At 64.3% G+C, this 20,213-nt stretch carries 20 protein-coding genes; 16 read left to right on the top strand and 4 right to left on the bottom strand.

Going from position 1 to position 20,213, the window contains the following annotated elements:
- Positions 1-2: 2 nt before the first annotated feature.
- Positions 3-680: an MspA family porin gene (locus AOT87_RS06665; protein ID WP_057967974.1), complete on the bottom strand. Its 678-nt coding sequence runs from the start codon at positions 678-680 to the stop codon at positions 3-5.
- A 442-nt stretch (positions 681-1,122) separates the two neighbouring features.
- Here AOT87_RS06665 and AOT87_RS06660 point away from each other — a divergent pair, with 442 nt between their 5' ends.
- The 10 genes from AOT87_RS06660 to eutC all read left to right on the top strand — a co-directional run bounded on the left by AOT87_RS06660 (position 1,123) and on the right by eutC (position 11,326).
- Positions 1,123-1,689: a hypothetical protein gene (locus tag AOT87_RS06660; RefSeq protein WP_070917552.1), complete on the top strand. Its 567-nt coding sequence runs from the start codon at positions 1,123-1,125 to the stop codon at positions 1,687-1,689.
- 28 nt (positions 1,690-1,717) lie between these two features.
- The gene (locus AOT87_RS06655) at positions 1,718-2,314 is read left to right on the top strand and encodes a riboflavin synthase (RefSeq protein ID WP_030093517.1); all 597 of its coding nucleotides are present in this window, start codon (positions 1,718-1,720) and stop codon (positions 2,312-2,314) included.
- A gap of 96 nt (positions 2,315-2,410) precedes the next feature.
- Positions 2,411-3,664, top strand: a complete 1,254-nt coding sequence (locus AOT87_RS06650) for a bifunctional 3,4-dihydroxy-2-butanone-4-phosphate synthase/GTP cyclohydrolase II (RefSeq protein WP_030093516.1) — start codon at positions 2,411-2,413, stop codon at positions 3,662-3,664.
- Positions 3,661-4,149: a 6,7-dimethyl-8-ribityllumazine synthase gene (ribH, locus tag AOT87_RS06645; RefSeq protein WP_057967975.1), complete on the top strand. Its 489-nt coding sequence runs from the start codon at positions 3,661-3,663 to the stop codon at positions 4,147-4,149. The genes AOT87_RS06650 and ribH overlap by 4 nt, the downstream gene beginning before the upstream one ends.
- Entirely contained in the window at positions 4,146-4,616 is a 471-nt protein-coding gene (locus AOT87_RS06640; RefSeq protein ID WP_057967996.1) for a PH domain-containing protein, read from the top strand. The genes ribH and AOT87_RS06640 overlap by 4 nt, the downstream gene beginning before the upstream one ends.
- 121 nt (positions 4,617-4,737) lie before the next feature.
- The gene (locus AOT87_RS06635; protein WP_057967997.1) at positions 4,738-6,015 is read left to right on the top strand and encodes a helix-turn-helix domain-containing protein; all 1,278 of its coding nucleotides are present in this window, start codon (positions 4,738-4,740) and stop codon (positions 6,013-6,015) included.
- A 103-nt stretch (positions 6,016-6,118) separates the two neighbouring features.
- Positions 6,119-7,642 carry an aldehyde dehydrogenase gene (gene adh / locus AOT87_RS06630; protein ID WP_030093512.1) on the top strand — a complete coding sequence of 508 codons (1,524 nt, stop codon included), beginning with the start codon at positions 6,119-6,121 and terminating at the stop codon, positions 7,640-7,642.
- A gap of 74 nt (positions 7,643-7,716) precedes the next feature.
- Positions 7,717-9,144 carry an ethanolamine permease gene (gene eat / locus AOT87_RS06625; RefSeq protein ID WP_057967976.1) on the top strand — a complete coding sequence of 476 codons (1,428 nt, stop codon included), beginning with the start codon at positions 7,717-7,719 and terminating at the stop codon, positions 9,142-9,144.
- Positions 9,141-10,553 (top strand): ethanolamine ammonia-lyase subunit EutB, encoded by a 1,413-nt coding sequence (locus tag AOT87_RS06620; protein ID WP_057967977.1) that lies wholly within the window; start codon positions 9,141-9,143, stop codon positions 10,551-10,553. The genes eat and AOT87_RS06620 overlap by 4 nt, the downstream gene beginning before the upstream one ends.
- Positions 10,553-11,326 (top strand): ethanolamine ammonia-lyase subunit EutC, encoded by a 774-nt coding sequence (gene eutC / locus AOT87_RS06615; RefSeq protein WP_057967978.1) that lies wholly within the window; start codon positions 10,553-10,555, stop codon positions 11,324-11,326. The genes AOT87_RS06620 and eutC overlap by 1 nt, the downstream gene beginning before the upstream one ends.
- Positions 11,327-11,335: 9 nt before the next feature.
- On the opposite strand, the gene AOT87_RS06610 is transcribed toward eutC, so the two are convergent.
- From AOT87_RS06610 to AOT87_RS06600, 3 genes are read right to left on the bottom strand one after another with little or no spacing between them, the layout of a single operon-like run.
- On the bottom strand, positions 11,336-13,279 hold the full coding sequence (locus tag AOT87_RS06610) for a gamma-glutamyltransferase family protein (protein ID WP_109398731.1): 1,944 nt from the start codon (positions 13,277-13,279) through the stop codon (positions 11,336-11,338).
- A 19-nt stretch (positions 13,280-13,298) separates the two neighbouring features.
- Positions 13,299-13,931, bottom strand: coding sequence for a hypothetical protein (locus tag AOT87_RS06605; RefSeq protein ID WP_030093507.1), 633 nt, complete (start codon positions 13,929-13,931; stop codon positions 13,299-13,301).
- Positions 13,932-13,949: 18 nt separating this feature from the next.
- Positions 13,950-14,264: a hypothetical protein gene (locus AOT87_RS06600; RefSeq protein ID WP_057967980.1), complete on the bottom strand. Its 315-nt coding sequence runs from the start codon at positions 14,262-14,264 to the stop codon at positions 13,950-13,952.
- 269 nt (positions 14,265-14,533) lie between these two features.
- On the opposite strand from AOT87_RS06600, the gene AOT87_RS27590 reads away from it, so the two are divergent.
- The 6 genes from AOT87_RS27590 (at position 14,534) to whiA (ending at position 20,181) form a co-directional block, all read left to right on the top strand.
- On the top strand, positions 14,534-14,860 hold the full coding sequence (locus tag AOT87_RS27590) for a heme-binding protein (protein ID WP_030093505.1): 327 nt from the start codon (positions 14,534-14,536) through the stop codon (positions 14,858-14,860).
- A gap of 12 nt (positions 14,861-14,872) precedes the next feature.
- The gene (locus tag AOT87_RS28995) at positions 14,873-15,109 is read left to right on the top strand and encodes a hypothetical protein (protein ID WP_131727770.1); all 237 of its coding nucleotides are present in this window, start codon (positions 14,873-14,875) and stop codon (positions 15,107-15,109) included.
- Between the two features lie 63 nt (positions 15,110-15,172).
- Positions 15,173-17,248 carry an excinuclease ABC subunit UvrC gene (uvrC, locus tag AOT87_RS06590; protein ID WP_057967982.1) on the top strand — a complete coding sequence of 692 codons (2,076 nt, stop codon included), beginning with the start codon at positions 15,173-15,175 and terminating at the stop codon, positions 17,246-17,248.
- Entirely contained in the window at positions 17,220-18,134 is a 915-nt protein-coding gene (gene rapZ / locus AOT87_RS06585) for an RNase adapter RapZ (RefSeq protein ID WP_057965939.1), read from the top strand. Before uvrC ends, rapZ begins: the two co-directional genes overlap by 29 nt.
- Positions 18,131-19,207, top strand: a complete 1,077-nt coding sequence (gene yvcK / locus AOT87_RS06580; RefSeq protein ID WP_046253867.1) for a uridine diphosphate-N-acetylglucosamine-binding protein YvcK — start codon at positions 18,131-18,133, stop codon at positions 19,205-19,207. Before rapZ ends, yvcK begins: the two co-directional genes overlap by 4 nt.
- Complete coding sequence (gene whiA, locus AOT87_RS06575) at positions 19,204-20,181, top strand: DNA-binding protein WhiA (RefSeq protein WP_030093500.1); 978 nt, start codon at positions 19,204-19,206, stop codon at positions 20,179-20,181. Before yvcK ends, whiA begins: the two co-directional genes overlap by 4 nt.
- The last annotated feature ends 32 nt before the right edge of the window (positions 20,182-20,213 follow it).

The raw sequence follows: 20,213 nt of genomic DNA, 5'->3' as shown, positions 1-20,213 counted from the left end.
CGTCAGACGGCCTTGGTGACACCCATGTAGGTGACCACGTCATCGGTGTTTTCGGTTGAGCTGGTGAAGGTTGCGTACGACCGGATGAAGGACTGTCCGACGCAGCCGTCGATCTTGATGCGGAATCCGGTGATGGTGGTGCGTGTGGTGGTGCCCTCGAAGGTCTTCTTGTTGACCGGGACGATGGTTACCGTGCCGGGCCTCAGGCCGACCTTGATCTGGCCGACGACACCGGCACTGGCCGAGGGGACACCCGCCATGCTGATAGAGGGCTGGAGGCTGACGCCACCCATCAGCTCTACGGGGCCACCGGTGATACCGCAGCCAATCTGGTAGCCGGCTTCCAGGGTTCCACCGGCCAGCTTGGTCTTGCCGCCACCCTTCACGCCACCGATGAAGGTGCCGCCGACGATGTATTCGCGCGAGGACAGCGCGGTGGTCAACGGTGCCACTGGCAGCAGGCTCTCGTCCTTCGCGGCGACGGCGAGGATCCAGCCGTCTGGGGTGGACAAGGTGCCGGGGTCCGCCGACGGCATCGCGCCAGTATCGCCGGGAGGGGGAGGTGGTGCGTCGGCCACCGGCTGCACGGGCGCCGGATCATCACCGGGTTCGGCCAGGGCGAGGGGCGCAGTTGCGGCTAGCGCGCATACAGCAGTCAGAGTGACAAGGCTTTTCAGCATGGTGCGGTGGCGCCTCTCATTGTGTGGTGATGTCCATGACTTCTGTGAGGAAGCTGTCCCGACGAATGTTCAGGGTGCCGGATTGCTAAACGGTTAATGGACGGACAACAGTTATCGCCCAATGTCTATCCATTTCGTACGTCGGTACACACCATTCCAACCGCGATGATTTGAAACGCGAAAAGCCTTCTGCCTCGGCGATTGTGACGAAAACCACTGGTGTCGTTACCGTTTCGCGGCAGCCGTTTGGGACTACCCCGTAGGGGTATCCAGCACACTTTTCAACGGTCAGTCGAATTTCGCGCCGTATAACGGTTGTTCAACTTTCGTTCACACTTGTGACAATTCCGCAACTCACCATCGAATATCGGTGCCGCCCTAACGCGACGTCTTATGGAATTCCCGGTACGGTCACGGCACCAGAGAATCTGGAGAGGAATCGATGAGGTCACTACATCTGTGCCGCAAGGCGGTTGTGCCCACGCTGGTTGCGCTCGGCATGGGGCTGACGGTTGTGCCGTCGGCGTATGCGGAGCCCGATCAGCCGGATCCGTCGGAACAACCCGCGCAGCAGACCGTGGTAGCGCCCGGACCCGCCATGGCGTCCGCGCCCGCGCCCACCTCCGATACCGCCACTCCGGCGGCGATCGAGGCGTGTGCCAAATTCGCGACGGCACTTGATTACGCCGCCACCAACTACTCCGATTTTGCCGACAACCTGGCGGGTATGGAGGGCAATTACAGCGACGTGTATGTCTCGTCCAGCAACGGCACGGGACGGGCCGCGCTCCGTGAAGCCGCCTCTTTCGCCAATGAGGCGGCAAATACTCCGGAGCTGGATCCGGCGATCGCCGATCCGATGCGTTCGTGGGCGACAAACGCCAACAAGCTCATGATCCTCATGGGCGTCCGGGCGCCGGTCGACGGTGTCAACGGGAAGGCCAACGACCTGAATACCGACGCTCATAACGTTCAGATGGCCTGCGCGCTGGCGGGGACGCACGCTTAGCGCTGCGCGGCCGTCCTAGTCTGGTTCCATGTTCACTGGAATCGTTGAAGAGCTTGGCGAGGTCCTGGGCAGGGAGGATCTCGGCGACTCTGCCCGCCTCACTGTGCTCGGTCCGCTGGTTGTCGAGGACGCGAAACATGGCGACTCGATAGCCGTCAACGGCGTCTGCCTGACGGTGGTCGAGGTGCGCCCCGGAGGAGTCTTCACCACCGATGTCATGGGGGAAACGCTGTCGCGCTCGAGTCTGGACAAGATCGGGACCGGCACGAAGGTCAATCTTGAGCGCGCGGCCGCGGTCAACAGCCGACTCGGTGGGCACATCGTGCAGGGGCATGTCGACGGCACCGGGAACGTGCTCCTCCGCACTCCGTCGGAGAACTGGGAAGTGGTGCGCGTCTCACTGCCCGCGCAGGTGGCCAGGTACGTCGTCGAAAAGGGCTCGATCACCGTGGACGGGGTGTCTCTGACGGTGTCGGCGCTGGGGCCGGATTGGTTCGAGGTGTCGCTGATTCCGACCACATTGGGGTTGACGACGCTCGGATCTGCCGAGGTCGGGACGCCGGTGAACCTCGAAGTGGATGTCATTGCCAAGTACGTGGAACGCCTGCTCGAGCACCGCTCTTAGCTTCCCGGTTCCGCTGAGTGAACAGCGCTCGAATCGTTCGATTTGCGGTGGTTCATAATTAACATGCCCCACACGCCCCTAACGAGAGTGGTCCCCATGACCAGGTTGGACAGCATCGAACGCGCTGTCGCCGATATCGCCGCCGGTAAGGCCATCGTCGTCGTCGACGATGAGGATCGGGAGAACGAAGGCGATCTGATTTTCGCCGCGGAGAAGGCCACCCCGGAGTTGGTGGCGTTCATGGTGCGATACACGTCGGGCTATCTCTGCGTGCCGCTGGCCGGGGAGGATTGCGATCGCCTCGGACTGTTGCCTCAATACGCGGTGAATCAGGACAAGCACGGCACCGCGTACACGGTCACCGTCGATGCGAAAAATGGTATCGGGACCGGGATTTCGGCGTCTGATCGCGCGGCGACAATGAGGCTGCTGGCCGATGCGACGAGCGCACCCGATGACTTCACCAAGCCGGGTCACGTTGTTCCGTTGCGCGCCAAGGATGGTGGGGTGCTGCGTCGTCCGGGCCACACCGAGGCCTCGGTGGATCTGGCGAAGCTGGCGGGGCTACGGCCCGCCGCGGTGATCTGCGAGATCGTCAGCCAAAAAGACGAGGGCGCGATGGCCCAAACCGAGGAACTGCGGGTCTTCGCCGACGAACACAACCTTGCCCTGGTATCGATCGCGGACCTGATCGAGTGGCGCCGCAAGCACGAGAAGCATGTGGAGCGGATCGCTGAGGCACGGATTCCCACTCAGCACGGAGAGTTCCGCGCGGTGGGTTACACGAGCATTTACGACGACGTCGAGCATGTGGCACTGGTGCTGGGCGATATTTCGGGGCCCGAAGGCGACGGCAATGACGTGTTGGTGCGGGTGCACTCTGAGTGTTTGACCGGCGACGTATTCGGTTCTCGCCGTTGTGATTGCGGTCCGCAGCTGGACGCGGCAATGGAGATGGTGGCCAAGGAGGGGCGTGGGATCGTGCTGTACATGCGCGGTCACGAGGGGCGCGGTATCGGCTTGATGCACAAGCTGCAGGCCTACCAATTGCAGGACGCCGGCGAGGACACCGTGGATGCGAACCTCAAGCTCGGTTTGCCTGCCGACGCGCGTGACTACGGTTTGGGCGCGCAGATTTTGGTGGACCTCGGGGTGAAGTCCATGCGGCTGCTGACCAACAATCCCGCCAAGCGTGTGGGGTTGGACGGGTACGGCCTGCACATCATCGAGCGGGTGCCCCTGCCGGTGCGCGCCAACTCGGAGAACATTCGATACCTGCGTACCAAGCGGGACCGGATGGGGCATGATCTGGCGGATCTTGACGATCACCCTGAGGCCGACGGCGCGTGAGCGGCGAGGGCATCCCGTCACTGACGGTTGGTGACGCGTCGAGTCTCAGCTTGGCGATAGTGGCCAGCACCTGGCACGACCAGATCTGCACCGCGCTGCTGGAGGGCGCCAAGCGGGTAGCAGCTGACGCGGGAATCGATCGTCCGACCGTGGTCCGGGTTCTGGGTGCCATCGAGATACCCGTCGTGGCGCAGGCGTTGGCCCGTACCCATGACGCCGTCGTTGCGCTCGGGGTCGTAATCCAAGGTGAGACACCGCATTTCAACTACGTGTGCGACGCGGTGACTACCGGGCTGACCCGTGTCTCGCTGGATACCAGCACACCGGTGGCCAACGGGGTGCTGACCGTGAACAACGAGCAGCAGGCCCTCGACCGTGCCGGTCTGCCGGAATCCTCCGAAGACAAGGGCGCCCAGGCGGCGGCGGCCGCGCTCGACACCGCGCTGACCCTGCGCCGGCTCCGTCAGCCGTGGACCGAGGCGTGACCGAATCGCCACGGGACGACGCTTGGGAACTCGTCCTCAAACCGCATCTCTCGCCGTACTTTGTGTACGCCGCCGCCTTCATCATCGCGGCCGCGCATGTCGCGGTGGGGGTGCTGCTCAAGATCTCGCCCAATAGTGGGGTGATCTTCAAGACCTCCGACCAGATCGGTATCGCGTTGGTGGGCTTTGTCATCGCGGGTGTGGTCCTCATGTTCGCGCGTCCGCGGGTACGTGCCGGTGTGGTGGGGATCGAGGTACGTAATGTGCTGGGTCCCAAACTCATCCCGTGGTCCGAGGTAGTCGGAGTCTCATTTCCCGCCGGTGCGCAGTGGGCACGGCTGGACCTGGACGACTACGAATACGAGCCGTTGATGGCAATTCAGGCCATCGACAAACAGCGGGCCGTCGACGCGATGGACGCGCTGCGCGGGTTGGTCGTCAAGTACACGGAGCCGTCCACGGCCTAGCCGGTCATGAGCGGGCCGGACGGCCATCTCACTCAGTTTCCGGTCCTGGCGGCGATGTCCACGTATCGTGGCAATACCGACCGTGCCTGCGAATATGGCCAGGGCAGAGAGCTTGGAGAACGTGGCGACTACGAGAACTACCGCGCGCCGCGGGGGTGTTCGGGCGTCGCTGGCGTCCGTACGTAACGCGCACGACCTCTTTGTGGCGGGCCAGGTAGACGGTTCGTATCTGGAATCGATACCGCTGCCGCGCCTCGTCACGGAAAGCTGGCAGCGGAGTCTGGCGACCGGGGTCGATCCCGACCGTGGTCCCGGCGAGGCGGCCGCCGCGCGGAGCCTGACCGAGCTGCGCCGCAGCCATCCGCTGGCCGGCGCGCTGCCCGTCATCCGTCGTCTGCTCGTGGACCATGCCACGGACTCGGGCGTACTTGTCGGGGTTACCGCTGCTGACGGCGCACTGCTGTGGGTGGAAGGCGACGCGGGCGCGAGCCGCAAGGCGGCGTCGATGAACTTCGTGCCCGGTGCCGACTGGAGCGAGCGGGCCGTGGGCACGAACGCCCCCGGTACGGCCCTTGCCCTGGATCGGGAGGTGCAGATCCGTGGCAGCGAGCATTTCTGCAGGCTGGTCCGGCCATGGTCATGCACCGCGGTGCCGATACACGACCCGCTGACCGGTGAGCCCCTGGGAAGCATCGATCTCACCGGCGGTTCGGCCGTTGCATCGGCCCAGACGCTGGCCTTGGTCCGTGCGACGGCAGTCGCCGTTGAGCATTTCATCGCCCTGAACTACCCGCGGCGGGGCCAGCCGGAAAGTGATGCCGAACCGCGTGTCACGCTGCTCGGCGCTGACCGCCCGATTTTGCGCACCGACGGGGGACAGCGCCGGCTGTCTGGTCGCCATGCCGAGATCATGGCGCTATTGCTGCGCCACCCGGAGGGTCTGAGCGCCGACCATCTGGCGATACTGCTCGACGAAAATGATCTCGACGTCGTCACCATCCGCGCCGAAATGTCGCGATTGCGGCGCATCGTGGGGGACGAGTTGATCGGGTCCCGCCCGTATCGGCTGCTCGAACAGGTGGGAAGCGATATGGGTGATGTTTTCGCCGCGCTTCGATCCGGAGATATCGCCAGGGCGATGGACCACTACTCGGGCCAGCTGTTGCCGCGTTCGGCGGCGCCGGCCGTTGCGCGGCTGCGCCTGGAGCTGAGCACCAGCCTTCGCGGCGCTGTGCTTGCCGACGGTGATCTGCAGCTGCTGCGCCGTTGGCTCGACCTGCCGGAGGCGCGCGATGACCGCCAGGGATGGCAGGCGCTGCACGATCATCATGGTGCGGGCGTTGTCGGCCGCTCCGCAGCGCGTGGCCACCTCATTGCGTTGGACTCCGATCTCGCCTGAGCACCGCCACTGCTGGCCGAAAGTTGCAACCGTGCTGCAACGGGCCAAAACCTACCTTCAGTGATCACCGACACATGTGATGTCTTGAAGGTAGGAGAACGCCGTGACTGTTTATGCCCGCCCGGGTGCGCCGGGATCGCTGATGACTTTCGCATCCCGCTACGAGAATTTCATTGGTGGGCAATGGGTTCCCCCGGCCGAGGGCCGATACTTCGAGAATCGCACGCCGGTGACGGGGGAGGTGTTCTGCGAGATACCGCGTTCCGGTGAGGCCGATGTGGAGAACGCTCTCGATGCCGCACACGCCGCGGCTCCGGGCTGGGGTAAGACCTCGCCGGCCGATCGTGCGCTCATCCTCAACAGGATTGCCGACCGGATGGAATCCAACCTGCAGTCCATTGCCGTGGCCGAGTCGTGGGACAACGGCAAGCCCGTCCGGGAAACCCTTAACGCAGACATCCCGTTGGCCATCGATCATTTCCGGTACTTCGCCGGTGTCCTTAGGGCGCAAGAGGGTTCACTCTCGCAGATCGACGAGGACACTGTCGCCTACCACTTCCACGAGCCCCTCGGCGTGGTCGGGCAGATCATCCCGTGGAACTTCCCGCTGCTGATGGCGAGTTGGAAACTCGCCCCGGCCATCGCCGCGGGCAACACGGTGGTGCTCAAGCCCGCCGAACAAACCCCGGCATCCATCCTGTACCTGTTCTCTCTCATCGGTGATCTTCTGCCGCCCGGTGTGGTGAACATCGTCAACGGGTTCGGGGTGGAGGCGGGTAAGCCACTGGCATCCAGCAGCCGGATCGCCAAGATAGCCTTCACCGGCGAAACCAGCACCGGCCGGCTGATCATGCAGTACGCCAGCCAGAACCTGATTCCGGTCACCCTGGAGCTCGGTGGCAAGAGCCCCAACCTCTTCTTCTCCGACGTGATGGTTGCCGGTGACGATTTCCAGGACAAGGCCCTGGAAGGGTTCACGATGTTCGCGTTCAACCAGGGTGAGGTGTGCACCTGTCCTTCGCGGAGCCTGATACAGGCCGACATCTTCGATGAGTTCCTGGAGCTGGCCGCCATCCGTACCAAGGCCATCCGCCAGGGTGATCCGCTGGACACCGAGACGATGATGGGGGCGCAGGCCTCCCACGAGCAGCTCGAAAAGATCATGTCGTACATAGACATCGGCAAATCCGAAGGCGCACGGCTGGTTACCGGTGGTGAGCGGGCCGAGCTCGGGGGCGATCTGTCGGGCGGTTACTACGTGACACCCACGGTCTTCGCCGGCACGAACTCGATGCGGATCTTCCAGGAGGAGATCTTCGGGCCGGTGCTGGCCGTGACCTCCTTCGCGGACTACGACGACGCCATCGCCATCGCCAACGACACTCCGTACGGGCTGGGCGCCGGAGTGTGGAGTCGCAACGGCAACATCGCCTATCGCGCCGGGCGTGACATCAAGGCCGGCCGGGTGTGGACCAACTGCTATCACCAGTATCCCGCGCATGCCGCCTTTGGCGGCTACAAACGGTCGGGTATCGGCCGCGAGAACCACAAGATGATGCTGGATCACTACCAACAGACCAAGAATCTGTTGGTGTCCTACAGCTCCAAGGCACAGGGCTTCTTCTGAGTAACGCCACTGGCGACATCACTCGAAAGCGAAGTCATTCAACTGAATTGATCTCTGGAGAGCAAGGAAACGATATGGCGATCACCAAGCACGGCCTCGTCGAGGAGCATCTGGAAAGCGCGGACTATCTGCGCAAGCGCCAACTCAAATCGGGGAGCGCGGGCTGGCTGCTGCTGGCCGGTCTCGGCGTGAGTTACGTGGTGTCCGGCGACTATTCGGGCTGGAACTTTGGCCTCGGTCAAGGTGGTTTCGGTGGGCTGGCCATCGCCACCGTGGTGATCGCCGGCATGTACCTGGCACTGGTGCTGGGGATGGCCGAACTCTCGTCGGCGCTGCCGACGGCCGGCGGCGGTTACACCTTCGCGCGCCGTGCGCTCGGCCCGTGGGGCGGATTTGCCACGGGCACAGCAATTCTCATCGAATACTCGATCGCTCCGGCCGCCATCGCCACCTTCATCGGCGCGTATGTCCAATCGCTGGGTCTGTTCGGCATCACCAACGGATGGTGGGTTTACCTGGCCGCCTATGCGTTGTTCATCGGGATCCACCTATCCGGGGTTGGCGAGGCGCTCAAGGTGATGTTCGTGATCACCGCGATCGCCTTGGTGGGCCTGTTGATCTTCGCGGTTGCGGCGGCCGGCCAGTTCGACGTTCACAATCTCACCAACATCGCGGTCGATGCGGGCGCGGCCGGGGCTTCTAGTTTCCTGCCGCATGGATACCTGGGTATCTGGGCGGCCATCCCGTTCGCGATCTGGTTCTTCCTGGCCGTCGAGGGTGTACCGCTGGCAGCGGAGGAGACCGCCAATCCGGAACGCAATGTGCCGAGAGGGATTACCGCGGCGATTGGCGTGCTGCTGGTGACCTGTGCGATCGCACTGGTGCTGACCACGGGTGCCGGTGGCGCGGAACAGATGTCGGACTCGGGCAATCCGCTGGTCGAGGCGCTCGGCCACGGCACTGCCGCCAAGCTGGTCAACTACATCGGCTTGGCCGGACTCATCGCCAGCTTCTTCTCGATCATCTACGCCTACTCACGGCAGCTGTTCGCGCTCTCGCGTGCGGGCTATCTCCCGACGGTGCTGTCGGTGACCAATTCGCGGAAGGCGCCCACGCTGGCGCTGATCGTCCCCGGCGCTATCGGGTTCGCGCTGTCGTTGACGGGGCATGGCGACCTGCTGCTCAACATGGCGGTCTTCGGTGCGGCCCTGAGCTATGTGCTGATGATGGTCAGCCACATCGTGCTTCGCGTGCGCGAGCCCAACATGCCGCGGCCGTACCGTACCCCGGGCGGTGTGGTCACCACCGGCTTCGCTTTGGCCATCGCGGTGCTGGCGGTCATAGCCACCTTCCTGGTCAACCCGGTCGCCGCGGGCTTGTGCCTGGCGGTGTTCGCGGCATTCATGGTCTATTTCGCGCTGTACAGCCGCCACCGTTTGGTGGCGAATTCGCCCGACGAGGAGTTCGCGATGCTGGCGGAGGCGGAAAGCGAGCTCACGTGAAGTACCGGCAACAGGTCGCGGGAGTCAGCTACGCCTTCGACGGGCTGGTGGACGTGATGGCCAAGGCGACGCCGCTGCGGTCGGGTGATCAGCTGGCCGGCTGCGCGGCGGAGTCTGATGCCGAACGGGCAGCCGCGGCATGGGTTCTCGCGGACCTGCCACTCGACACTTTTCTCAACGAAGCGGTGGTGCCCTACGAAACCGATGAGGTGACCCGGCTGATCATCGACAGCCACGATCGTCGCGCCTACTCGGACATCTCGCATCTGACGGTAGGCGGCTTTCGGGATTGGTTGCTGCAGAGTGCTTCCCGCGACGACGGCGCTCAGCGCATCGCTGCCGTGTCTGCCGGGGTAACCCCGGAGATGGCGGCGGCGGTCAGCAAGATCATGCGCAATCAAGACCTGGTCGCGGTCGGGTCGGCGATGCGGGTGAGCGCGGCTTTCCGCACCACGGTCGGTGGCGTGGGCACGCTGGCCACCCGGCTACAACCGAATCACCCCACCGACGATCCCCGGGGTGTCGCCGCAGCCGTGCTCGATGGACTGCTTCTGGGGTGCGGTGACGCGGTGATCGGTATCAACCCGGCGACCGATTCGCCGGAAGCCACCTCGGAGCTGCTTCATCTGCTGGACTCCATCAGGTCGCGCTACGACATTCCGACCCAGTCATGCGTCCTGTCACACATCACCACCACCATCGGATTGATCGAGCGGGGCGCGCCGGTAGATCTGACGTTCCAGTCGATCGCCGGCACCGAGGGCGCCAATTCTGCTTTCGGAGTGAACATTGCGTTGCTGCGTGAAGGTCGCGATGCGACCCGGGCGCTGCGGCGCGGGACCGTCGGTGACAACGTCATGTACCTCGAAACCGGGCAGGGTTCGGCGCTGAGCTCCCAGGCCCACCTGGGTACCGGCGACAAACCTGTCGATCAGCAGACCCTCGAAACGCGCGCCTACGCGGTGGCCCGCGATCTGGAGCCATTCCTGGTCAACACCGTTGTCGGATTCATCGGGCCGGAATACCTCTACGACGGAAAGCAGATCATCCGCGCCGGATTGGAGGACCACTTCTGCGGCAAGCTGCTTGGTCTGCCGATGGGTGTCGATGTTTGTTACACCAACCACGCAGAGGCAGATCAGAACGACATGGACACACTGCTGATCCTGCTTGCCGCGGCCGGGGTGGCATTCGTCATCACTGTTCCCGGTGCCGATGATGTGATGCTCGGCTACCAGAGTCTGTCGTTTCATGATGTCCTGCAAGCGCGCCGGACGCTGGGCCTGCGTCCGGCACCCGAGTTCGAACAGTGGCTGCGTGCCATCGGAATGGTCGACGAAGCCGGCGCTCTCACTCCCTTTGACGTGATGAGCTCGCCGTTGCGTGCGCTGACGGCATCGGGTGCCTGATGACGACAGGTGATGTTGCCCGCCAAAAGTTTTGGAAAGAACTGAGGGTGAACACCCAGGCCCGGATCGGTCTGGACCGGGCGGGCAATGCGCTGCACACGCGGGATGTGCTGGACTTGGCCGCCGCGCACGCGGCCGCCCGCGATGCGGTCCACGTGCCCCTGGACACTAAGCGTCTCACCGCCGAAGTCGGTGGTATCGGACTGGGGGCACCCACGGTGGTCACCAGTCAAGTGAGTTCGCGCGCAGAGTATTTACGCAGACCCGACCTCGGGCGGTTGCCGGCGGACTTGTCGTCGGTGCCGCGGGAAGGCGCCGATATCGGCTTCGTGCTGGCCGATGGTCTGTCACCCACGGCCCTCATGCGCCACGGCGTCCCGCTGCTGTGCGAACTCGTTCTGCAGCTTGGCGTTTCCTACAGCCTGGCCGCACCCGTGATCGCCACGCAGTCCCGGGTGGCGCTGGGCGATCACATCGCCGCGCAGGGACGGTACCGCACGCTGATTGTGATCATTGGCGAGCGCCCGGGCCTCAGCGTTGTCGACAGCCTCGGCATCTATCTCACGCATCTGCCGCGCCCGGGTTGTACCGACGCCGACCGCAACTGCATTTCCAATATCCACCCGCCGGACGGGCTCAGTTACCGGGAGGCCGCACACATCGCGGCGAGTCTGGTCGGTGGCGCGCGCCGGTTGGGCCGTTCTGGCGTGTCACTCAAGGACACTTCGCGCGCGGGCGTGATCGACGGGGCCGGGCAGGGCGAGTTGGGCTGATCTGGGTGCTTACCCCGTGTCACCCATGACGAGGCCCTCACGGCGCGGATCCGCACCGCCGATCCACCCCTGACCTCGTCGCACCAGCGCCGACAGCCCACTGGACTGGTCGGCGACATCGACAGTGTGTCCGCGACTGCGCAGCCCTTGGACCAGTGGATCATCGGAGCCGTTGTTGTGCGCGTCGATGTTGGGGTGTTCTCCACCGACGTTTGTCTTGCGTGAGTTGTTGGCGCCGAAGTCCACCATGGAAACCGCCTGTTGCGGGTCGAGTCCCCAATCCAAAATGCCGACAAGGGTTTTCACCACGAATTGGATGATCACCGCACCGCCGGGAGAACCCAGCGCCAGCAGCAGGGCGCCACGCTTGCCGGACTCCGCACGTTCGAAGACCAGGGTGGGGGCCATGGAGCTGCGCGGCCGTTTTCCTGGTTGTAGCCGGTTGGCAATGGGAAGCCCGTCCTTGCCCACGGGCTCGGCGGAGAAGTCGGTGAGCTGATTGTTGAGGATGAAGCCGTCGACCATGTGGAATGAGCCGAATGCGGATTCCACTGTCGTGGTGAGCGATGCGGCATTGCCTTGCCTATCGACGACCGTCACCTGGCTGGTGCCGTGTTCGGGAGTGGACACCGCTGCAGAGGCTGGAACGTTGAATTCGCCGGGCCTGGCGGTGCCCATCGTCTTATCGCCGGAGATCAGCCTGGCACGTGCGCTGAGGTAGGTCGGGTTGAGCAGGGTGTTGGGTGAATTACCCGGCAGTGCCACGAAATCGGTATCGGCGACGTACTTGTCGCGATCGGCGTAGGCCAGCCGCTCGGCCTCCGCGATGTAGTGCACTCCGTCCACCGTGGGTCTACCGCCGTCCAGGTCGACGTCGGTGGGGCGGTAGGAGGCCATCGGAAAGTTCTGCAGGATGCCCAGGGTGGCGGCGACGGCGATGCCACCCGAGGATGGTGCCGGCATACCGCAGATTTCGTGATCGCGGTATGTGGTGCAGAGGGATTCACGGCGCTTGGCCGTGTACCCGGAGAGATCGGCCGTCGTCATCAGGCTCGGGGTGCGGCCGGACGAGGTATCTGCTGCCGCCGCGACGATATCCTCGGCGATGGCGCCCCGGTAGAACACTTCAGGTCCGTCGGTGGCCACCGCGCCGAGGGTTTTCGCGTAAGCCGGATTGGTCAGCCTGGTCCCCGCGGATTTCGCTGACCCGTCGGGGTTGAGAAAGTACGTGCCCGCCTCGGGATCGATGGCTAGGCCGGCCGCCGAGTCGCCGATGGCGGCGGCGAGGCGCGGACTGATCTCGAAACCTTCGTCGGCCAATTGAACTGCCGGTGTGAACAAATCGCGCCATGAAACGGTGCCATGCGCGGAATGGGCGTCGTGGAGTAAACGAAGAATGCCGGGAACCCCGATGGAGCGGCCCGATGATCGGGCATCGGGCATGGGCTTGGCTCTGTTGGCGTCATCGATCCAGCGCAGATAGTTTTCGGTGGCGGCCGCGGGAGCCACCTCGCGGCCGTCGTATGTCTCGACGGCACCGGTCTTGGCGTCGTAGTAGACGAGGAAACCTCCGCCACCGATCCCGGAGGATTGTGGCTCGACGAGCCCGAGGACGGCTTGCGCGGTGATCAATGCGTCCGCCGCGGAGCCGCCGTCGCGTAGCACCCGACAGGCCGCCTGGGTGGCCAGCGGGTTGGCCGTCGCGACGGCAAAGCTGGCAGTGCGTACGGCAGTCATGCCCGTGCGATAGCCGGTCGCGACCTCGGGGTTGGTGGAGATATCGTGTTCCCCGGAGGGACCCGCAGTGGCGGTGTTCGTGACGGGAACGCCATTGGTGACGATGCTGCACGGCTCGGATCCGGCGCCCGGACGCATTGCGTGGTCGGTCGAGCAGCCGACCGTCACGAGTGCGGCGAGGGCGAGGACGGCTAGCGGTCGTGGTGGAATCCTCACAGTTCCATGACGTTAGCGGCTACCGCGTGAGATCCACCGGGTGGTAGGAGAAACCGATTTCGACGGGCGTGTTGGTGAGTTCAGAACTCCGGGCGGACAGCACCGACTGGCCATCGGGATCGATCGTGACGGTCAGCGGGATCGCGGTGCCCTTGCTGTTGGTTACTGCCGGGGATGCGAACATCCCGACCAGCAGTGGCGGCTGATCCGGACCAGCATCGGATTCGATCAGCAGCGTGGTGTCATGACGCACCCAGTGTGTGCCCGCGGGAAGCGCGAGGTGCAGGTTGTAGTCGAATGAGTCGGAAGGGTTCTTCTTCACGATGGTGAAGTACTCGCCGCCGTCGACAAGGGGAGTCACCGTGAAGTCGGTGTCGGCAGACCGATAGGTCGCCTCTCCGTCGGGGCCCCATTCGGCGGGCATGAGGGGTGCGCTGTCGGGCAGGTGGATTGTCAGCAGCTCGCCGGGTTTACCGGTCCTGACCTTGATGCCCTCCTGCGCGAAGACGGGAAGTATCGCTGTGCGCGTGGCGGCTTCAGAATTCGGTGCGGGCGCCGGGGTGTCGGGATCGGCCGCGGCGATCGCGGGTGACAAGGCGATCCCGCTCATCGTCAGCAATGCGGTGGCCAGGGAACTAATGCCGAACTTCATTCAATTCGTCCTTCTGTGTCAGCACGCCAGCGTGACGTGGGCGACCTTGGTGGAGACTGGAACTGATGTCGGCCTGTTGCGCATATCACGCGCGCTGGCGACGTTGGAAACCGGCGATTGCTGATTGACGGATTGGACGGTGCAGTTATCTGGATGACCGGATCCGATTCTCGTCACGGTGACGCGATAGCCGCTGGCCTGCAGGCTGTTGATCACCGCATCGGCGTCGTTCGACGGTCGGGCCTGCGCGTGAATCGCCGTCGCCAGAGAAAAGCTGGAAGCCGCTACGAGCAGGACGGGTATGAATCCACCAGGCAATCTACGCACCGTCATAAAGCCCTCACCTTGTAGTTGATTCTCTTTTCAGGCTAGCCGATCACACGCGCCGCGTCTGGAAGCCCGTGATTCTGAGCTGCGTTAAGTGCGGGGCCCAGCCTGGTCGGGTGCGGATACGTGCCGGGTTGTCGCATGAACAGCAATCCAACGATTGAGCCTGATCAAGTAAACAGCTACCCATCAATGGGTTAACAACGTTAGCTCGATGCATACTGTTGTTTATGCGAATAGCCGTGGCGAAGGTGATGTCTGGATGCGTGTCGTCGATGCTTATCGGGGGTGTATTTCTTTGTAATATTGCTCACGCAGACCCAAGTGCCGAACCGCCCGACTGCTCGGCTGCTGACTTAGCGGGGATTGTGGCGGGGGTTTCCGCCTCGGAATCGGTCTATCTGCACACGCACCCTGACGTGAATGACTTCTTGTCCGGTTTGAAGGGCAAAAATGCTAAGGAAATTCGTACTGAACTGCGGCAGTACATGAGCTCACACCCGGATGTAAAACAAGATCTTCAGGATATTCGTCGGCCACTCACCGATTTCAAGAGCAGGTGCAGTGCCGAGTCGCTTGAATCAGTCGGCGATTCGGAATAGGGGGCAATGGCGATGCGCAGTGTTGCATTTATCACTGGCCTCCTGAAGCGAGGATCCATCATCGGAATGGCCGCATTGGCGTTGTTTGCCACTGCAAGTCTGAACGCTGCGCACGCGGACATTCCGCCGTGCGCCCCGCACGAAGACCCCGAGCACTATCGATGCAAGATCTACGCGGACGATCCATTTGGCGTGTGGGAGTCCGAGGTTGAGCAGGAGCTGCTGGGGATTCCTTGGTCCGACCACTGACGGGCCGGGCCGGACGTGCTCTGCTCGCCAGGGTTAGTCGGACTCCGCGACTAGCCTGGATACGTGCCTGATCCCTCGACCTATCGACCGGCTCCCGGCTCGATACCCGTCGAGCCGGGGGTCTATCGATTCCGTGATCCGCACGGACGGGTCATCTACGTGGGCAAGGCCAAGAGCCTTCGTAGCCGGCTCACCTCGTACTTCGCCGATGTCGCCAGTCTGCATCCGCGTACCCGGCAGATGGTCACCACTGCGGGCAGCGTGGAGTGGACCGTGGTGGGCACTGAGGTCGAAGCGCTGCAGCTCGAGTACAACTGGATCAAGGAATTCGATCCGCGCTTCAATGTGCGCTACCGCGACGACAAGTCGTATCCGGTGCTCGCCGTCACGCTCAACGAGGAGTACCCGCGGCTGTTCGTCTATCGCGGGCCTCGCCGTAAGGGCGTGCGTTACTTCGGCCCGTACTCGCATGCGTGGGCGATCAGGGAGACGCTCGACTTGCTTACCCGGGTCTTCCCGGCCCGCACCTGCTCTAACGGAGTGTTCAAGCGGCACAAACAGATTGACCGCCCCTGCTTGCTGGGATACATCGAGAAATGTTCGGCGCCCTGCATCGGGCGGGTGAGCGCCGAAGAGCACCGGGAGATCGTTCTCGATTTCTGCGACTTCCTCTCTGGCAAGACGGATCGTCTGGCCCGGGACATGGAACGTGAAATGAACCACGCGGCTAAGGAACTCAATTTCGAGCGGGCGGCGCGGCTGCGCGACAACATTTCTGCCTTGCAGCGTGCACTGGAGCGACAGACTGTTGTGTTCGGAGATGGCACCGACGCCGATGTGGTGGCCTTCGCCGACGACGAGCTGGAAGCCGCGGTGCAGGTGTTCCATGTGCGTGGTGGGCGGGTTCGCGGCCAACGTGGCTGGATTGTCGAAAAGTCGGGGGACCCGGGCGATTCCGATCTTGAGGGACTCGTCGAACAGTTCCTCACTCAGTTTTACGGCGACCAGGCCGATCTCGCTTATGTCGCCGACACGGATGCCGACGTGGCCCCGGTGCCGCGTGAGGTTCTCGTGCCGGTGCTGCCGCGTGATGCCGAGGGCATGACCTCTTGGTTGACCGGTCTACGGGGTTCCCGGGTCTCATTGCGGGTACCGCAGCGTGGCGACAAAAAGGCGCTCGCCGAGACGGTGGAGCGCAATGCCAAAGAGGCCCTGTCGCAGCACAAGCTCAAGCGCGCAGGCGATCTCACCACAAGGTCGGCGGCGTTGCAGGAGCTTCAGGATGCGCTCGGCCTGGAGCAGGCGCCGCTGCGCATCGAGTGCATCGACATCAGCCATGTCCAGGGCACCGACGTGGTGGCCTCGCTGGTGGTCTTCGAGGATGGGCTGTCCCGCCGGTCGGACTACCGCCACTACAGCATCAGGGAGGCTGCCGGGGATGGGCGCTCCGACGACGTCGGGTCCATTGCGGAGGTGACGCGGCGCCGATTCGCCCGGCACGTGCAGGATCAGCAGGTTCACGGTGACAGTGGTGCGGTATTGGATGTCGCCGGCGTTGCGGCTCCGGGGTTGGACGTCGCCGGCGTTGCGGCTCCGGAAGGCAGGTCGAGGAAGTTCGCCTATCCGCCCAACCTTTTCGTCGTCGATGGGGGCGCGCCCCAGGTCAACGCGGCCGCTGCCGAACTGAGCGAGCTGGGTGTCACCGATGTCGCGGTCATTGGATTGGCCAAGCGCCTCGAGGAGGTGTGGGTGCCGGGTGAGCCGGATCCGGTGATTCTGCCGAGGACGAGTGAGGCGTTGTATCTGCTGCAGCGTGTTCGCGACGAGGCGCACCGATTCGCCATCACGTTCCATCGCAGCAAGAGGTCCCGGCGGATGACCGCCTCGGTGCTCGATGGCATACCGGGGCTGGGGGAGGCGCGCCGGGCCGCGCTCGTCTCGCACTTCGGTTCGGTGGCGCAGCTCAAGAAGGCCAGCGTCGAGGAGATCACCGCGGTTCCGGGCATCGGTGCGGCCACCGCACTGGCGGTACGTGAGGCGCTCGTTGGTCCAGTCAATTCGGAGGCGACTTCCGGTGCAACCGAAGCACCACTGCCCGCCATGGTCGAAAATGGAGTCGATGACAATCGATCCTCTTAGCGTGGCCAGCGGACCCGCGAACGCCGATATCGACGTCGTCCTGGTCACGGGCCTATCGGGCGCGGGACGCGGCACCACCGCCAAGGTGCTCGAAGACCTGGGATGGTATGTCGCCGATAACCTGCCGCCCGAATTGATCACCCGGATGGTGGACCTGGGTCTTGCCGCGGGTTCACGCATCACGCAGCTTGCGGTGGTGATGGATGTTCGCTCCCGGGGCTTCACCGGCGATCTGGAATCGGTGCGTGCCGACCTGGCCACCCGGGGGATCAGCCCACGTGTGCTTTTCCTGGAGGCATCCGACGAGAGCCTGGTGCGCCGCTACGAACAGAACCGGCGCAGTCACCCGCTGCAGGGCGGTCAGACCCTTGCCGAGGGCATCGCCGCCGAACGCACGTTGCTCTCACCCATCCGGGCCTCGGCGGATCTGGTCATCGACACATCGTCGTTGCCCGTGCCCGCACTACGTGCCGCTATCGAGCGTGCCTTCAGCACCGAGACGGTCGCACATCTGAGCGTCACCGTGGAATCTTTCGGATTCAAATATGGGCTACCGATGGATGCCGATATGGTCGTCGACGTCCGATTTCTACCGAACCCACACTGGGTTGACGAGCTGCGACCGCATACCGGTCAGCATCCGTCGGTGAGCCAGTACGTATTGAGCCAACCCGGCGCGGACGAGTTCCTGGACACCTACCATCGGCTGCTGAACCTCGTCATCGACGGTTACCGGCGAGAGGGAAAGCGCTACATGACAATCGCGGTTGGCTGTACCGGCGGCAAGCATCGCAGTGTCGCGATCACCGAGGCCCTGGCCGCTTCCTTTGCCCCCGATGAAGACCTGTCGGTGCGGGTATTGCACCGCGACTTGGGGCGCGAATGAACCCCGGCATCGACCAGCCGTTCACGCGCCGCGAACCCCGGATCGTTGCCCTCGGTGGTGGCCACGGTCTGTACGCCACACTTTCGGCGGCGCGACGGCTCACCCATGACATCACCGCCGTGGTCACGGTGTCCGATGACGGCGGCTCGTCCGGGCGAATTCGTTCCGAGCTCGGGATCGTGCCACCCGGCGATCTGCGCATGGCGTTAGCGGCGCTCGCCTCCGACAGCCCGCGCGGGCGCATGTGGGCCACGGCCATCCAGCACCGCCTGGGCGGCAATGGCGGGCTGGCGGGGCACCCGATCGGCAACCTGATCCTGGCCGGGCTCACCGACATGCTCGCCGATCCGGTCTCCGCGCTCGACGAGATGGGCCGCATGCTCGGCATCACCGGCCGGGTGCTGCCGATGTGCCCGATTCCGTTGCAGATCGAGGCCGACGTATCCGGTCTGGAGTCCGACCCGCGGATGAGCCGGGTGATCCGCGGGCAGGTGGCGCTGGCGACTACCCCCGGCAAGGTGCGCCGCGTACGGATGCATCCGGGCAACCCGCCGGCCACCCGGCAGGCCGTGGAGGCCATCATGGCCGCCGACCTGGTGGTTTTAGGGCCCGGGTCCTGGTTCACCAGTGTCATCCCGCATGTCCTGGTGCCCGAACTTTTCGCTGCTTTGCAGCAGACCCAGGCCCGCAAGGCCCTGATCCTGAATCTGGCACCGGAGCCGGGCGAGACGGCGGGCTTTTCCGCGGAGCGTCATTTGCACGTACTCTCGCAACACGCGCCCGAGTTCGGTGTACACGACATCGTCGTCGAATCCGCATCCGCAGATGACACCGAACGCGACCACTTGACCAGGGCAGCCGCCCTGTTCAATGCGCACGTTCAGTTCGCTGACGTCTCGCGCCCTGGTACACATTTACATGACCCTGCGAAACTGTCGGCGGTCTTGGATCGAGTACGAACGGGTAGCGCGGCCGCGGCCGCGGGAACAGATGCCGAATCCACGGTGCGCCTGGCAGCGGGGGGCGGGAGCACGCAGCATGGAATTCAGAGAGGGGACACCCCGTGGCGATGACCGCCGAGGTCAAAGACGAACTGAGCCGCCTGGTGGTGACTCAGGTCAGTAGCCGCCGCGCCGAGGTCGCGTCGCTGCTGCGGTTCGCCGGCGGACTGCATATCGTCAGCGGCCGGGTTGTCGTCGAGGCAGAAGTCGACCAGGGCAGTATCGCGCGGCGTCTCCGCAAGGACATCTTCGATCTGTACGGCTATAACGCCGTGGTGCACGTGTTGTCCGCGGGCGGTATCCGCAAGACCACTCGTTATGTGGTCCGCGTCGCCAAGGACGGAGAAGCGTTGGCGCGGCAGACCGGTCTGCTCGATCTGCGGGGCCGCCCGGTGCGCGGGCTGCCGGCACAGGTGGTCGGCGGCAGCGTGGCCGATGCTGAGGCCGCCTGGCGTGGCGCGTTCCTGGCACACGGCTCGCTGACAGAACCCGGCCGGTCCTCGGCGCTGGAGGTCAGCTGCCCGGGACCGGAGGCCGCGCTGGCCCTGGTGGGTGCGGCCCGACGGCTCGGCGTGAGCGCGAAGGCGCGTGAGGTGCGGGGCAGTGATCGGGTGGTGGTTCGCGATGGCGAGGCCATCGGTGCCTTGCTCACCCGGATGGGCGCGCAGGACACCCGACTGACGTGGGAAGAACGCCGGATGCGCCGCGAAGTGCGAGCAACGGCGAACAGGCTCGCGAATTTCGACGACGCGAACCTGCGCAGGTCCGCGCGTGCTGCGGTCGCTGCGGCTGCGCGCGTGGAGCGTGCCCTGGAAATCCTTGGCGACACAGTGCCCGACCATCTCGCGGCCGCCGGAAAGCTGCGCGTTGAGCACCGGCAGGCATCACTTGAGGAGCTGGGCCGCCTCGCCGATCCGGTGATGACCAAAGATGCTGTCGCGGGCCGTATTCGGCGATTGCTTTCGATGGCCGACCGCAAGGCCAAGACCGACGGTATCCCCGATACCGAGTCCGCGGTGACCCCGGAGCTGCTCGAAGAGGCGTAACAAGTCCCCTCACGCCGAGCGAAAACCGATGG

It is taken from the genome of Mycobacteroides sp. H003, assembly GCF_001440135.1.
Lineage (GTDB): Bacteria > Actinomycetota > Actinomycetes > Mycobacteriales > Mycobacteriaceae > Mycobacterium > Mycobacterium gwanakae.
This window is presented reverse-complemented; position numbering and strand designations above follow the sequence as displayed.